The organism is Novosphingobium sp. CF614 (assembly GCF_900113255.1).
Classification (GTDB): Bacteria; Pseudomonadota; Alphaproteobacteria; order Sphingomonadales; family Sphingomonadaceae; genus Novosphingobium.
The window spans coordinates 1-14,497 of sequence record NZ_FOOR01000039.1; the positions used below are offsets into that span (position 1 = coordinate 1).

A 14,497-nucleotide genomic window follows, 5' to 3' on the forward strand; every position below is an offset into this window, starting at 1 on the left:
ACATCCCAGAGCCTTTTTACCCATAGATCAGTGTATGGGGCCCGCGGGTTCCTCCATGTCAGGATTCCGTACGCAAGCGCCCGAAATCCTTGGACAAAGTACGGATCAGCATACACGGCGCTGGCTGGCACGAATCCTCGATCAATCGCTGGATTGCCGATCCCGCCGGTTATCGCGAGAACCGGGTCGGCAGCCACACACGATGAAGCCGCAACCGGCGCCCGAACCGATCTGCGTGCGGGTCAACGAGGCTGCGCGCATGATCGGGGTAGGGCGCACCAAGCTCTATGAACTGATCGCGGCTGGCGAGGTGAAGACGGTGAAGCTGGGCAAGGCCACTCGCGTAACCACCGCCAGCCTGCGCGATCTGGTCAGGCGGCGCGGCGGGTAGGAAGCGCGGGCTCGGAACCGGGTGGCTCATCGCCTGCCTTCACAGGCTCCTTGTCCAGATATTCTGCCCAGAGGGCCATAAGGCTACGACGCTTGTCAAAGAAATCCGTCCGGCGATAAGCCGCCTCCACTTTGTTGGGCAGCTTGTGGGCGAGTGCCTTGTCGGCGACCTCTTTGGGAAACTCGGTGCATTCAGCGGCCCAGTCCGTAAAGGTGGATCGAAAACCGTGAACGGTGATGCTCGGGAAGCCATCGTCGCGCAGCAGCTTGGTCATGGTCATGTCGCTGATCGGCTTCTTGCCGTCATTGGAAAAGACCAGACCAGTGTCGCTGGTCCGGTCATTCCAGCGCTTGCGAAGCAGTGCCACAACCGGTGCCGAGAGCGGTACGACATGGGTTTCGCCCGCCTTCATCCGCTCGCCGGGGATGGTCCATACGGCATTGTCGAGGTCGAACTCGGTCCAGACCGCAAGGCGCGTCTCGTTGGACCGCACGGCGTTGTAGATCGTGAAGCGCAGGGCATCGCGCCCGGTCGTCGGAGCCGCGGCGGCAAGCTTCTGCATCAGGGCCGGGACATCGGCATAGGGCATGGCCTCCATGTGTCCCCGCTTGTCGTTTTGGCGCGGCAAGCCCTTGCGCACCGAACGCAACGACACCTCGTCGGGCACCCAGCCTTTCACGTGTGCAAAATCGAGCACCACGCCAATGCGCTGGAGCAAGCGCCGCGCCGTTTCCGGTATCTCCAGCCATATCGGGGACAGCGCCTCGACGACGCAGGCGCTGTCCACCTTGTCGACCGGCTTCTTGCCGATGCGCGGAAAGAGGTGGCGTTCAAAACCAGACAACCAGCGGGCATGATGCCCGTCCTTCCAACCGTCGCCCAGCGTTTCATGACACGTGCGGGTTGCGGCTTCAAAGGTCGGTATGACCTTGCGCGCCTTGCGCCGCTCGGCGACAGGATCGTAGCCGTCACGAACCCGGCGGCGCAATTCCGCTGCCGCTGTTCTGGCATCGGCCAGCGAAACATCATGCGCCGATCCCAGCCCGTAGTCGCGGCGATGGCCTTTCAACTGCATGCGTAGCACCCAGGTGCGCGCACCGCTCGGCTTTACGACCAGGCACAAGCCCCTGCCATCGACGTGGCGACCGGGCTTCGCGTTCTTCACTTTCAATACTGTCAGCGCCATCAGGTTCGAGTCCCTGTCAGGATTCATACCGCCAAAATGAGGGGTATTTGGTCCCACAATCGTTCCCACATTTCAGCGGGAATTCAGGCGATTCAGGGCGACCGACCACGAACACGTTACAAGATAAATCGCTGATTTTACAGAGTAGTTGGAGACGCTCTGAAATTGCCTGAGACGAAAGTTATAGCGCCTCCTCCGCTACCATCCATTTCCCTTATAAATTAGCGATTTAGCGGATGGAATGGCCCCCTTGGGGCTGTCGCATCCTGCTACATGGACTTTCGCAGTTTTCCGCCATTTTCCGCGTGGCCCCGGCAAGTCCATGCAACATGGATGCGACATGTCGCAGGCGCTTAGAACGCGCTGATGTCGTACTTTTTCGTGGGCACCTTGCCTTGAAGGGCGAGGCTGCATTCGCGCACCAGTGCGAAGTATGCAGGCCAGTCGGCTTCCTTCGCGCTGCGCTGATGCTCATGGAACCACAGCGATGCCGCCATCTCTGCGGCTACCTTGACCAATCCGGTATCTTCCATCGTCAATCTGCCCAATCGATAAATGAGAGCGCGTCTTCACCCGCTTGAGGGTCCAGGCCCGCCTCCTTGGCCTGTGTGAGGGCCTGCACCATGGCACCGAAGGCGCGAGCACGTCCACCCGCGTCGAATGCCTGAGCGGGGCGCACCACGTCGATTGTGACGGCGCTGGCGAGTTTGGCGCTGGCCTCCTCCGCCATCACGTTGACGATCGGTTGCAAGATCCACTGCGCCAGGTGCCTTTGCGCCTCAGCACCGATTCGTCCAAATCGTAACGATCGATCAGCGCTTGCTCGTCACCGCTTACTTCGAACTTTCCCCAGAGCTTGAAGTTGAACCGGCTCAACCGGCCCGAGGTTTGCTCCCGTTTGAACAACAGTTCCATTGGCATGCCCCTCTTGTAAGCGCCGACGGAACCCGGCCTTGTGCGGTGCGCGGATGGGGTGAATTTCGCGGGGCAGATGGAGGCCTTGCGAGTGGATATCGAGCAGTCAAGCGAGCCTCGTATGAGCGCTCGCCGTGATGGCGGAGCGGTTGTGCGAGTGGAGCGACGCCGGCGGTGGAGCGACGACGAGAAGCTGGCCATTCTCAAGGAAGCGACGCGGCCGGGCGCCATCATGGCGGTGGTCGCGCGCAGGCATGGGATCGGGACGGGCCAACTCTACACTTGGCGCAGGCAATTGCTGCAGAGCGCGATGGCCGGGTTCGTGCCGGTGAAACTTACCAGTTCTGCCCCGCCGGCGATGTCGGGCGAGAGCGGCCGGATCGAGATTCAAGGCCAAGGCGGCTTCACGGTGTCCGTCGACCGGCTAGTTGACCGGGCGGCGCTGAAGCTGGTCCTCGAAGTGGTCGGGGAGATGGATCGTTGAGCCTGGCGCTGCCGCCGTCGGCGAAGATCTATCTGTCGCTGGCGCCGTGCGACAGCCGTCGCTCCCTACCAGGCGCAGCGCTACATACCCTCGCCGCTCATGCGGAACGGACAAGCTCGATCCAAGCCCTTGACCACGAACATGACAATCACAGTCCGACGAAGCGCGCTATGCCGTTAACCTGAAGCGATTGCCCTGGGAATTGCGCATTGGCCCCTTGCCACCTCATGAAACGCTCTCTATAGGCCCGCTCCTGCCTCGAGCCGCCTTGCCGCGGCCCGATCGGTCGGGGAGTAGCTCAGCCTGGTAGAGCACTGTCTTCGGGAGGCAGGGGCCGGAGGTTCGAATCCTCTCTCCCCGACCACAATTCAAGATCTCTCTATGATCTTGAATTTTAAGCGAAAAAACTGCCAGTTTTTGCCTGTGCAGGAACTGTGTAGAAGTAAATGCGGATTTGCTCGTGCCTTGATGATTCGAGGCGCGGGCGAGCCGCCCCCTTTTCTGGTTAGAACAGGCTGCCCTGCCTGCTGGCCTTGACGTGCGCCTGCCAATCAGGCTTGGCGGCTGCCTCATTCAACCATGCCGTCACCTGCGTCACTACATCGCCGCCATGGGCATCAACGGTGCCGATGGGCAGGAAGTGCGATCGATAGCCGGTGCTGGTGATGGGCAGCACCGCGACTTCGGGCGCAACGCTGCGAATCTCCAGATGTTCAATGGCGTTCCAGCGCCGGGGCGTATGCACCACGCGAATCGTGATGCCCTGCCATGTCAGGCTGTAGGTCTGGGATTGCGTTGCCCCGCGAACACGTGCACGGCATCCCATGCGGTCTGCACGGTGAACAGGTCACCATTGATCGCGGCATCGCGAGCCATGGCCTGCCAGTCGATATAGTGGCGCAGCGTTTCGGGAATAGCGGTGCTGTCCTCCGTCACCTCCTGCACATAATCGGCAAGGCTGGCATAGCTACCAAGATGGCGGTCCTCAATGGCTTTACGGGCTTCGTCCAATGCGCCGTTGCAATGCTCCAACAGGGCTGCGCCCAGCGCGCCATGCTCGGCAATGAATGCGGCAAGTTCGCTCACATGCTCGCCGGGCCTCCTTCCATTCTTCCATACCCGCTTTCAAGGCTTCCTGCGCCTTGGTACTGAATCCCATCCTGCCGGTCTCCGCCTCAACCATCCGCCGTATCTTCTTCGGACAGCGGCGCCTGGTTTCAAGTGGTACGCCGGCGTCCATTCGAACATGGAAGGGTAGCCGGGGCATATCTTGGCTGACCCATTCCAGCAATTCCGCATTGGTAGGCTCCGGCCCGAAACAATGCCGGGCGACCTCGATCTGTGTTTCCCCGTGCCTCTCTATTTCCGCGACCCAGAACTGGCCGTCGAAGAATATAGACGTGATAGTTCGCGTAGATATGGCGATTTCCTCCAGACGCGCGTCATCGAGCGCCGAGGGTCGTACCGATGGGCGGTACGACAGAAGACCCTTGCGGGATGTCCGGGCTCACCTCAACCGGACTGTCTTTTTCCGACTGCGCCGCGATATCACGCGGGTGACCGGCTGTCATCGCCGTTGGCGCCGCCCGGCATCAGCACGCGAGGCAGGGTAGCGCCAAGCACGGCCAGCATCTCGGGACCATAGGCCGAACTGTTGGTCTCGAACTCCGCCTGCGTGATGTGCTGGCCGCCCTGCGCGCCGAACAACACGACTTCATCATCAAGGCGGACCAGATCTCGGCCCTCCGTCACGTCCACCATCATCGTGTTCATCGTGACGCGGCCTACCACCGGGAAACGCCGGCCACGGATCAGGACTTCGGTGCGATTGCGCGTCTCGGAGGGGAACTTTGGAAGGTTGGCGTGGCTGAAGCCCCGCCGGTAGCCGTCCGAGTAGCCGAGCGGAATATTGGCCAGCCAGCTTTCCCGCTCTAATTGAAAAGTACGATCATAGTTGACCGTTTGACCCGCCGGGTAGTGATTGATCGCGGCCACGCGCGACTTGATCGCCATGGTGGGCCGATAGGCATCGGTCTTAACCGAGCCGGGATCTCCGTAAAGCAGGCCGCCCACACGCACCATGTCGAGCCACGTCTCTCGATGCTTAAGCGTGGCGAAGCTGTTCGCAGTGTGGAGGGCCATAGCGCTCGTCTTAAGACCCTGCGACTGTAGCCATGTCAGATCCTCGCGGTAATGCTGCAACTGGCCGAGAATGTCCGGCTCCTCTTCGCTCGGATAATGAGTCATCACGCCTGCGATCACGAGCCTGTCGAATGCCAGCAGGGCTCGCGCATCAGCCTTGCCGTAGTCGGTCGAAAGCTCGATGCCGTTGCGCGACATGCCGCCGCTGTTGAGCGCGAGATGCACCGGCAGCCTTCCCCGTCGGCCCTTGTCGCGCGCCAGTTGCTGCAGGCGTGCCGCAGCTTCGGGATTGCCGATCAGTTCCTCGATGGCCAAGGGTATCCCGTCTTCCATTTCCTCGGGCGTCGCCGTGCGGATGCGGATCAGGCGGCCGCGATAGCCGAGCTGGCGGGCGACCCTGGCCTCGTCGTTCGAGGTGATCGCCACATCGCCGATCCGCTTTTTCAGGATCGAGGGCATCAGCAGAGCGATGCCGTTGCCATAAGCGTCCGCCTTCATCACTGCGCACAGATGCACGGGACCGATCAATGCGCGGATCGTGTCGATGTTGGTTTCGAAAGCTTTGGTGTCAATTTCAATCCAGCCGTTTCTCCGTCTCGCCTGTGCCAGCGTTAGGCCAAAATTGTCGGCGGAGAGGATCGGCGCTGCCATTGCCCGCGACGCGGCCGCAAAGGCAAGTCCTGTCCCGGCTGCAAGAAAGCTCCGCCGCTTCATCATTCCTGCCCCCGCTTCAAAAACCGTCCGGGAAAGGTGCCGGTCGATCTGCCATCCCGATAGACCATCGCCCCGTTCACCATGACGTCCGAAACGCCGACAGCCAGCGCGCCCGGACTCTCTACCGTTGCCCGGTCGGTGATGCGATCGGGATCGAATAATACCAGATCGGCCTTGTAGCCGGCGCGGATCAGGCCGCGACCCTTGATGCCGACATGATCCGCGGCGAGCGAGGTCATCTTGCGGATCGCCTCGGCCAGCGTCAGCCGATGCTGTTCACGGACATAAAGCCGCAGCACCTTGGCAAAGGCGCCTGCGCCGCGCGGATGGCGTGAACCGATCATCCCGTCCGAGCAGATGTTGCTGTGCGGCCAGGTAACGAAATCGGCGACATCATTTGGGTCCATCGCGGTTCCGATCACCGCCTCTGCCTTGTCCGCCTGTTCCGGATGATCGGCTTTCCATACCTCGGATTTCTGGATCAGCCAAAGGTAGGTAGCAGCCGGTTCCTCGTGGTGCTGGGCTGCGATCTCGGCGATCGTATGCCCGACAAGCGATGGATCAGGTGCATATAGTCCCAGACGCATGCCTTCGGGTGTCGTGAGATGCGTGAGCGCGAAGCGCGCCGCGGAAAGGTCGGTGAAGTCCCGCTTCGGAAACAGCACCGTCAGCGTCGATTGCCAATATTCGTAGGGGTAGACATCGGCGGTCACGTCGATGCCCCGCGCACGCGCTGCGTCGAGCTTCGCCAGCACCGCCTTCGCGCCGCCCCAGCGATCCACTAACCCCAACTTGATGTGCGAGACCTGCACCTGGATGCCGGTCTTCTCCCCGATGTCGAGAAGTTCGTCGAGCGCGGCGTCGAAGCCGGTATCCTCGCTGCGCATGTGGCTGATATAGCGTCCACCGCCCCCTGCCGCGGTGCGGGCGAGCGCCAGTACTTCGTCATGGTTCGAATAAATGCCGGGATCATATTCGAGGCCGGTGGACAGGCCCAGCGAGCCTGCATTGAGATCCGCCGCGAGCAGGGCCTGCATCGCCGCGACTTCCGCCGGAGCGGCGACCCGCTTGTAATCCGTACCCATAACCCGCTCGCGCAGGTAGCCGTGACCGGTATAGGCAGCGACATTGACGGCAGCGGGATGCGCCGCGAACCGGGCGGCGAGATCGGCAAAAGGCCCATCGCTCTCTCCGTCCTGCCCAACCACGATGGTGGTCACGCCCTGTGCGAGCAGCGGCGGCATCGACGGGTTGGAAAAATCGCCGCGATCATGATGGCTGTGGCTGTCGATGAAGCCCGGGGCGAGCGTTAGCCCGCGCGCATCGATCACGGTTTCACCCCGGTGCGGGCGCAGGCTGCCAACGGCGACGATGCGGTCATCCTCGACCCGGACCGAAACGCGCCGCGCGGGCGCGCCCGAGCCATCATAGACATCGGCGCCGGTGATCAGCGTGGATGCGGCAGTGGCTGGGAACGGCAAGGCCACGCCGAACAGCAACACCCAGGTGCCCAGCTTGCGAATTGTTCGCACGAGAATCTTCGAATTGCGCACAGTTGCCCCCTTCGCGTTCAACGCTTCAGTCCATTTTTTCGAGATTATGGTGAGTGGTCCGGCTGCTCCGCCGGACCACTCACCTTTCGAGCTTGGTCGCGAGCAGCAGCGAGGTCGTCGTGCGCTCCACGCCTTCGAGTAGGCCGATGTCATCGATCAGTTCGTTGAGTTGAGAACCGTCCTCGGCTTCGAGCATCACGATGATGTCGTATTCGCCGCTGATCGCGTAAATCGCTTGGATATGCTGGATTTTCTCGAGTGCCTTTTCCACCTCCCGCCGGAAGCGAGGCAGGGTCTTGATCATCATGTGTGCGCGCACGCGGCTGGCGGAATAGACGTTGCCCAGCCGGACCGTATATCCCGCGACCACGCCGTCTTCTTCCAGCTTGGCCAGTCGCGAATAGATATGATTGCGCGAGAGACCAAGTTCCTTGGCGAGATGGGCGATGGGTTCGCGCGCATTGTCGCGCAGCAGGATCAGCAGACGTTCGTCGATGTCATCCAGCCGCAACGGAAGATTCATCATGGCTCCATTGTCTCATCGCTGTAAATGGCCGTTCGAGCGGGTGAACCGGCCGCAATTCCGCCACGGTACATCCCGAGATCGTTGATGGCAAAGGCCGGCACACCTTCCTCGCCCATTGCAATCAAGCCACCGTCGCCTCCGATAGCGCCAACCGATTGGATTGTCGCCTTGGCGGCACCGGCAAGGCTTTCGCCATGCCATGCGACCCGATCGCAAACCTGCCGGGCTGCACTCTCCCGAATGAAATATTCGCCCGATCCGGTGGCGGAAACGGCGCATTGGCCGTTTTTGGCATATGTCCCGGCGCCGATGATCGGCGAATCGCCAACCCGGCCCCAGCGCTTGCCGGTCATGCCACCGGTGGAGGTGGCGGCCGCGAGATCGCCGCGCTCATCGATAGCCACGGCACCGACAGTGCCAAATAAATGCGTCTGATCGACGGCGGCCACCTGCTTCTGGCGCCAGGCGAGCAGTTGCTGCCAGCGCTCATCCGTACGGAACCAGGATGGATCGACCTGTTCCAAGCCTTTCTCCTTGGAGAAGGCATCAGCGCCCGCACCGGTGAGCATCACATGGGGGGTCTGATCCATAACGGCGCGGGCCAGGTCCACTGGATGGCGCGTGCGAGTGACGCCCGCGACCGCTCCGGCCTTCTGCGTCCTGCCGTCCATGATCGCGGCATCGAGTTCATTGCGCCCTTCGGCCGTGAAGACCGCACCGCGTCCGGCATTGAACAGCGGATTATCTTCGAGCACGCGCACGGCGGCCTCCACCGCGTCGAGCGAGGCGCCGCCCTTTTCGAGGACTGCGGCCCCCGCTCGCAGAGCCTCGTCCAGGCCTGAGCGATAAGCCTTTTCCTTCTCGGGCGTCAGGTCACCACGCTCGATCACGCCCGCGCCGCCGTGGATGGCGAGCGACCAGCGCGGCACCACGGCCATCTTGCCACCGCTGGCCGAATAATAGCGATCAAAGGCGGGGCTATCGACCTTGCCGCTGGGCAGGTGGATCACCGATTGATGACCGACGCCGATCACATGGATACGGGGTGCCTGAAGCGCGCCGGGTCGGTTCGGCACGCGCAGCGAGGCGCCATCGACCAGCCAGACGGCCGCGTCCTGCGCGGTCGCGTAGATCCGTCCGGTTCCGTCGGGTTCGACCGCCAGCGCTGCTGCCTCATCGACGCCTAGGCCTAGGATTGGTGGTGCATCCGCTGGGCGATCGAGCTGTGCCTTGGCAACAAAGGCGAAGAGCCGTCCAAGGCGGTCCCGCTGCGAGAAATGGGAATCGGTCAGCACGCCTTTGAGCAGGGCGAGGTGCAGAAAATCGCCCTCGATGGTGTTCCGCGCCTGGAAAGGATCGGCGAGCCCTTCGGGTGAGGTGAAGCTGATACTGTCCATGCAGCCGTAGAGCTTCTCGCCCAGCATGGCGAGGCCGGCGCTGGTGCCGCCGAGCGGCTTTCCGGTTGCAACGTGGGCATCGAGAATTTCGGCAACCGGCGTACCACGCCAGAATTTGACATAGTCCGACTGGTCCCCGCCTGCGATGAATATGCCGTCAGCACGCTTGAGGGCATCCAGAATCTTCGGATCGTATGAGGCGTCGCGATTCTTGAAGACGAAGGTTTCAGCAGAGAGAATGCCGCCGATCTCGCGGTAGAATTCCACACTGGCCTGCCCCGCCTGCGAGGCTCGCAGAATAACGATGTGCCCGTGCCCCGCCTTGGCGAAGAACCATTTCATGGCATCGAGATTGTGATCGCCGCCACCCATCAGGAGGAGGCCCCCGGTCACGGGCTGCGTCGTCGCCGCTTTCAGATCGCCCTGCACATAGTGGCGATAGTCCGATGACTTTGCCTGCGCCGCGCCTATCCCGGAAAGGCAGGTGGCCAGCATGATCAAAATTCGTGTGTGGCGTCGCATCATATCCTCGAGTCCGTGATACATGAGCAATTTGTTACACAAAATGCTCATGTATAAAAACAAAATGTTCAAATTTTATGTCATAATGATTGATGTGTGCCGAAATCTCTGATTTACCGTGCTGCAACATAGGGTTTTTGAGTCGAAAGAAGGGGGATTCAATGTCCGTGAACAGATTGCGCAGGGTGAAATGGGTTCTTGGGCTGGGGTCGTGCCTGCCATTGCTTGCAGGTCAGGCCTATGCGCAAAGCAGCGACAGTGAAGGTGTCAAAGAGGGAGACATCGTCGTCACCGGCTCGCGCATCCCGCGCGTCGCGAAAGAAGGTCCGGCGCCGGTCACGGTCATCAATTCGGACACGATCCGCGCCAACGGCTATACCAGCGTTCCGGACATTCTGCGCGCCGTGACCCAGAACGGCGGCGAGACGCAGAGTCAGCAATCCTTCAGCGGCGCAAGCTTCACCCCCGGCGCGCAGCAGGTCGACCTGCGCGGGCTTGGCCCCAACCACACCCTGGTTCTGGTCAATGGGCGCCGCATCGCGGATTTCCCGCTGCCTTTCCAGGGGCAAAGCAATTTCACCGACATTTCCAACATCCCCGTCGGCCTGATCGAGCGGGTCGAGGTGCTGAGCGGCAGCGCCTCTGCCATCTACGGATCGGACGCGATCGCCGGTGTCATCAACTTCATCATGAAGAAGGATGTCGACGGGACGACGATCGATTTCCGCCACGGGCAAACCGAGCATGGCGGCGGCTCGTCCAATCGGCTGGCGATTACCAGCGGCTGGTCGAAGGACCGGTTCCACGTCGTCGGCGGCGTAGAATATTCACTTCAACGGCCGATCTGGGGCTACCAGCGCAGCATTCAGGACAGCACTGCCGATGGCCCCACCGCACGATCGCAGATCGCACGGCGGGTATTTGTGCGCCGCAATGCCGATGCAGACGAATATATCGATCCCGGCGCGGCGACGTGCGCGGGGTTGTCCTATCTAAATGGCGGATCGACCTATTACGCCTCTCGCCCGCGCTACGGCGCCTATGATCCGGTGCTCGATGATTATGGTCCGGGCTATTACTGTGGCAGCCAGACCTCGATCGGCTACGGCACGATCATCTCGCGGCGCGAAGGGTTCAACAGCTACGCTTCCGCAGGGTTCGATATCTCCGATGCGGTTAACCTTTTCGTCGATGCGCAGTTCGGCATCAGCAAGGTCACGCTCATGCCCGACGTGCTGGACTGGGGATACCAGAATGCTGCGGGCAGCAGCGACAGCACTTTCTACAACAGCTATGACGGGACCCTGGATGACTGGTATCGCCAGTTCACGCCCGAAGAATCGGGCGGCTTTTCCAAGGTTATGACCCGTAACCGCCAGACGACCTTTAGCATTACTCCGGGCGTGAGGGGCAAAATTGACGACAAATGGAGTTATGAGGTCTCCTTCAACCATAGCGAGTACAAGTCGAAGGTCCAGTTTCCTCAGATTATTGCTGCCAAGGCCAATGCGCTCTTCCTTGGCGAGCAGCAAGGTGTGGACGCGGATAGCGGCTACCCGATTTTCAACGCAGATCCCAGCCGTCTCTATACGCCTCTGACGCAGACGGAATATGACAGCATCTCGGCTTACAGTGTCTATAATCCCAGGAGTTGGAACGACAATCTGGCGGTCACGGTCAATACGACCGAACTGTTTCGCTTGCCTGCGGGTCCGGTGGGCCTCGCCGTAGTCGCGGAAGGTGGCAAGCAGGGCTATGACCTCAACCCCGATCCGCTGGCACTGACCGACTATTACTACGCGCTCAAGGACAGCGATGGCTATGGTACCCGCACGCATTGGGCGCTCGGCGGCGAAGTACGTGTGCCGGTCACCAGTTTCCTCCAACTGTCAGGCGCCGCGCGCTATGACCGCTTTCACTTCGCCGGGCGCGGCATCGGCAAGTTCACCTACAATGGCGGCGCGGAACTGCGGCCCACGCGGTCGCTTCTGCTGCGCGCCGCCTATGGCACCAGCTTCCGGGCGCCCGACCTGCACTATGTCTTCACCGGCCCCGGCAATACCCATCCGGGCGCGACCGACTACAAGCTTTGCCGTGCCGACAATCCTTCCGCATCATTCAGTGATTGCGCCGACTATGAGCAGACCATTGTCGCCCAGAGGACCGGCAATCGCGGCCTGAACCCGGAGACCGCCAAATCGCTGAACGCTGGCGTAGTCTGGTCACCATCACGGCGTTTCGACATCTCCGTCGATTATTTCAGCGTGTCGCTGTCCAACCAGGTTCGCGACCTCAGCATAGACCAGTTGCTGCGAGACGAGGCGCAGTGCTCGCCTGATGTCGGAGGGACGGCCGATCCCAATTCACCCACCTGTCTGGACGCACTCGCCCGTGTGCATCGCTTCGTCGGTGGCGTAAATGATGGACAGATCGACTATGTCGCGATCAACCCCATCAACATCGCGCATGAACGCACCAACGGGATCGACATCGCCGTTCACGGCAACCTGCCGACCAGCTTTGGCGAATTCAACCTGTCGCTGGCACACACCCATGTCTTCACGCACAGCTTCCGTCAGTATCCGGGCGATGCAGCGATCAACAAGCTGGCCTATGACAGCGGGTATGACATCCCGCGCGACAAATCGACCGCCAGCATCACGTGGTCACTCGAAGGGCTGAAGTGGACCGTGGAAGGCCAGCGTCTGGGCAAGCTGCCCAATTACGACGAGGACGCCTACATCAAGGCCAGCTACCTGTTCAACACTACGCTGCAGTATGATTTCACCGATCACCTACGCGGCTCGCTGAGCGTGATCAACGTGCTCGACACGAACCCGGTGAAGGACCCGACTTACGCCAGCTATCCGTATTACGATATCAGCTGGTTCGACAGTGTGGGCCGCAGCGTCTTCCTGCAACTCACCTACAAGCTCGGCGGTTCGGCGCTGTAAGGACATATCATCCGGCTCGCGGTCGAACTTTTGGCCGCGAGCCACACATGTCATCCGCCAAACTCACTGATTTCCCGATCTTCCGCTGACTTGCGATCGTCAGGCCCTCCGCCCGGGCCAATTGACGGTTCATCAGTCTTGTCTGCCGTCCAGCTGGAATTGGATTTCCTCAATGCGCAATCGGCTGACAGCCTTCATTCTCGCCGGCATGATCCTGGGCATCGGCGCAGGCTTGTGGGCGAATGTCGTAACAGCAGGCGACGCGGATCGGGCGAAGGAGGTCGGCGGCTATTTCCACTTGCTGGCCGACATCTTCCTGCACCTGATCCAGATGATCATCGCGCCGCTGGTGTTCTCTACGCTCGTCACCGGTATTGCTCATATGGGCGACACAGCGGCAGTCGGACGGATTGGCGGACGAGCATTGGCATGGTTCGTCATGGCCAGCCTTGTGTCGCTGTCCCTTGGCCTCGTCCTGGTCAATTTTTTCGAACCCGGCGCCGGGCTCCACTTGGTTCGCAGCGGTGCCCCATCCGGGATCGACACGGCGGCGTTCAACTTTCGCGATTTCATCCTCCACATATTCCCAACGTCGATGATCGCGTCCATGGCGGACAATTCCGTCCTCCAGATCGTTGTCTTTTCGCTTTTCATAGGCGTGGCACTCGCGGCTATCGGCGAAAAGGGAAAGCCGGTGCTGAGTCTGGTTGACGGGCTCGCGGCGCTGATGCTGCAGACCACCGGCTATGTCATGCGCTTTGCGCCTCTAGCGGTTTTCGGCGCGTTGGCGTCAGTTGTCACCGTCCAGGGTCCGAGCGTGCTCAAGACCTTCGGTCAGTTGATCGGTGAATTCTATCTCGCCTTGCTTGTCCTGTGGGCTGCGCTCTTCGTGGCGGGAGCGATGTTCCTCGGCAGGAAGATGTTGGCTCTGGTCACGTATGTCCGAGAGCCTGTTCTGATCGCCTTCTCCACAGCCTCCTCAGAGGCGGCCTATCCCAAGATTCTCGAGCAACTCGATCGCTTCGGGGTGCCGCGCCGCATCTATAGTTTCGTGCTCCCGCTGGGCTACAGCTTCAATCTCGACGGCTCGATGATGTATGCGGCCTTCGCGACGATTTTCCTCGCGCAGGCCTACGATATCGATCTCCCGGTCGCGACGCAGATCATCATGCTGCTTGTCCTGATGGTGACGAGCAAAGGAACCGCAGCGGTCCCGCGCGCGAGCCTGGTCATCATTGCCGCCACGCTCAGCCAGTTCCAGTTGCCTGTCGAGGGGGTGGCCTTGCTTCTCGCGATCGACCATTTCATGGATATGGGCCGTACCGCGACCAATGTTTTCGGTAACGCCATCGCCACCGCTGTTATCGCCAAATGGGAAAGTACGCGCAACTTTCCGGACGCCGACGCTGCCCACTTGTCAGGCGATGCGACACCCCCCCTCGCCACCACAGCGACAAATCGATGCAGAGTCATAGATCAGACGACTATGCGAGCAGCTCTGCGCCCAAATCAAGCGCCCTTAATTCCTGTCCGTCATTTGCATATGAGAGCATTTAATTTTCCAAAATTCATGATTACTCCTAAATAATCCGAGATTTATATTAAATTATTTTGGGAAAGTAAGTATCCCCCGGCAGAGCCGGGGGCTTTACGATGTGAGCCGCTCAAAGCGGCTGGTTCAGGTCGCTAACGCGGCCTGACGGTTTGGAACCG

General features: G+C 60.9%; 15 protein-coding genes and 1 tRNA gene. 5 read left to right on the forward strand and 11 right to left on the reverse strand.

Annotation, left to right across the window (positions count from 1 at the left end; genetic code table 11):
* The first annotated feature begins 202 nt into the window (after positions 1-202).
* Positions 203-391: a helix-turn-helix domain-containing protein gene (locus BM052_RS18710; protein WP_091149352.1), complete on the forward strand. Its 189-nt coding sequence runs from the start codon at positions 203-205 to the stop codon at positions 389-391.
* Here BM052_RS18710 and BM052_RS18715 read toward each other — a convergent pair.
* The 4 genes from BM052_RS18715 to BM052_RS18730 form a co-directional block, all read right to left on the reverse strand.
* Positions 372-1,577, reverse strand: a complete 1,206-nt coding sequence (locus BM052_RS18715; RefSeq protein ID WP_091149369.1) for a tyrosine-type recombinase/integrase — start codon at positions 1,575-1,577, stop codon at positions 372-374. The genes BM052_RS18710 and BM052_RS18715 overlap by 20 nt on opposite strands.
* A 353-nt stretch (positions 1,578-1,930) precedes the next feature.
* Positions 1,931-2,110 (reverse strand): hypothetical protein, encoded by a 180-nt coding sequence (locus BM052_RS18720; protein ID WP_091149353.1) that lies wholly within the window; start codon positions 2,108-2,110, stop codon positions 1,931-1,933.
* A gap of 2 nt (positions 2,111-2,112) precedes the next feature.
* Entirely contained in the window at positions 2,113-2,328 is a 216-nt protein-coding gene (locus BM052_RS18725) for a hypothetical protein (protein ID WP_177198571.1), read from the reverse strand.
* Positions 2,307-2,492, reverse strand: a complete 186-nt coding sequence (locus tag BM052_RS18730; RefSeq protein WP_091149355.1) for a hypothetical protein — start codon at positions 2,490-2,492, stop codon at positions 2,307-2,309. The genes BM052_RS18725 and BM052_RS18730 overlap by 22 nt, the downstream gene beginning before the upstream one ends.
* A gap of 121 nt (positions 2,493-2,613) precedes the next feature.
* Here BM052_RS18730 and BM052_RS18735 point away from each other — a divergent pair, with 121 nt between their 5' ends.
* Positions 2,614-2,976, forward strand: a complete 363-nt coding sequence (locus BM052_RS18735; RefSeq protein ID WP_091149371.1) for an IS66-like element accessory protein TnpA — start codon at positions 2,614-2,616, stop codon at positions 2,974-2,976.
* A 287-nt stretch (positions 2,977-3,263) separates the two neighbouring features.
* A tRNA-Pro gene (locus BM052_RS18740) sits at positions 3,264-3,340 on the forward strand.
* A 141-nt stretch (positions 3,341-3,481) separates the two neighbouring features.
* Here the strand turns inward: BM052_RS18740 and BM052_RS18745 are convergent.
* The 7 genes from BM052_RS18745 to BM052_RS18775 form a co-directional block, all read right to left on the reverse strand.
* Positions 3,482-3,724: a hypothetical protein gene (locus BM052_RS18745; RefSeq protein ID WP_255406260.1), complete on the reverse strand. Its 243-nt coding sequence runs from the start codon at positions 3,722-3,724 to the stop codon at positions 3,482-3,484.
* Between the two features lie 23 nt (positions 3,725-3,747).
* On the reverse strand, positions 3,748-4,062 hold the full coding sequence (locus BM052_RS18750; protein ID WP_091149358.1) for an antirestriction protein ArdA: 315 nt from the start codon (positions 4,060-4,062) through the stop codon (positions 3,748-3,750).
* Positions 3,971-4,459, reverse strand: coding sequence for a YjdF family protein (locus tag BM052_RS20495; RefSeq protein ID WP_091149360.1), 489 nt, complete (start codon positions 4,457-4,459; stop codon positions 3,971-3,973). The genes BM052_RS18750 and BM052_RS20495 overlap by 92 nt, the downstream gene beginning before the upstream one ends.
* 65 nt (positions 4,460-4,524) lie before the next feature.
* Positions 4,525-5,832 carry an alanine racemase gene (gene alr / locus BM052_RS18760; protein ID WP_091149362.1) on the reverse strand — a complete coding sequence of 436 codons (1,308 nt, stop codon included), beginning with the start codon at positions 5,830-5,832 and terminating at the stop codon, positions 4,525-4,527.
* On the reverse strand, positions 5,832-7,385 hold the full coding sequence (locus BM052_RS18765; RefSeq protein ID WP_091149363.1) for an N-acyl-D-amino-acid deacylase family protein: 1,554 nt from the start codon (positions 7,383-7,385) through the stop codon (positions 5,832-5,834). Before BM052_RS18765 ends, alr begins: the two co-directional genes overlap by 1 nt.
* A 79-nt stretch (positions 7,386-7,464) precedes the next feature.
* The gene (locus tag BM052_RS18770) at positions 7,465-7,908 is read right to left on the reverse strand and encodes an Lrp/AsnC family transcriptional regulator (protein ID WP_255406261.1); all 444 of its coding nucleotides are present in this window, start codon (positions 7,906-7,908) and stop codon (positions 7,465-7,467) included.
* Positions 7,908-9,854: an isoaspartyl peptidase/L-asparaginase gene (locus tag BM052_RS18775; RefSeq protein ID WP_255406262.1), complete on the reverse strand. Its 1,947-nt coding sequence runs from the start codon at positions 9,852-9,854 to the stop codon at positions 7,908-7,910. The genes BM052_RS18770 and BM052_RS18775 overlap by 1 nt, the downstream gene beginning before the upstream one ends.
* Positions 9,855-9,997: 143 nt before the next feature.
* Between BM052_RS18775 and BM052_RS18780 the strand changes: the two genes are divergently transcribed.
* Together BM052_RS18780 and BM052_RS18785 are read left to right on the forward strand one after the other, a co-directional pair.
* Positions 9,998-12,784: a TonB-dependent receptor plug domain-containing protein gene (locus BM052_RS18780; RefSeq protein WP_255406263.1), complete on the forward strand. Its 2,787-nt coding sequence runs from the start codon at positions 9,998-10,000 to the stop codon at positions 12,782-12,784.
* Positions 12,785-12,956: 172 nt separating this feature from the next.
* Complete coding sequence (locus BM052_RS18785; protein WP_091149368.1) at positions 12,957-14,372, forward strand: dicarboxylate/amino acid:cation symporter; 1,416 nt, start codon at positions 12,957-12,959, stop codon at positions 14,370-14,372.
* Positions 14,373-14,497 lie beyond the last annotated feature (125 nt).

Coding starts and splice junctions, on each gene's coding strand:
- BM052_RS18770 (WP_255406261.1), bottom strand. CDS start 7,908: ATGAATCTTCCGTTGCGGCTGGATGACATCGACGAACGTCTGCTGATC.
- BM052_RS18735 (WP_091149371.1), top strand. CDS start 2,614: ATGAGCGCTCGCCGTGATGGCGGAGCGGTTGTGCGAGTGGAGCGACGC.
- BM052_RS18730 (WP_091149355.1), bottom strand. CDS start 2,492: ATGGAACTGTTGTTCAAACGGGAGCAAACCTCGGGCCGGTTGAGCCGG.
- BM052_RS18775 (WP_255406262.1), bottom strand. CDS start 9,854: ATGTATCACGGACTCGAGGATATGATGCGACGCCACACACGAATTTTG.
- BM052_RS18785 (WP_091149368.1), top strand. CDS start 12,957: ATGCGCAATCGGCTGACAGCCTTCATTCTCGCCGGCATGATCCTGGGC.
- BM052_RS18720 (WP_091149353.1), bottom strand. CDS start 2,110: ATGGAAGATACCGGATTGGTCAAGGTAGCCGCAGAGATGGCGGCATCG.
- BM052_RS18715 (WP_091149369.1), bottom strand. CDS start 1,577: ATGGCGCTGACAGTATTGAAAGTGAAGAACGCGAAGCCCGGTCGCCAC.
- BM052_RS18710 (WP_091149352.1), top strand. CDS start 203: ATGAAGCCGCAACCGGCGCCCGAACCGATCTGCGTGCGGGTCAACGAG.
- alr (WP_091149362.1), bottom strand. CDS start 5,832: ATGAAGCGGCGGAGCTTTCTTGCAGCCGGGACAGGACTTGCCTTTGCG.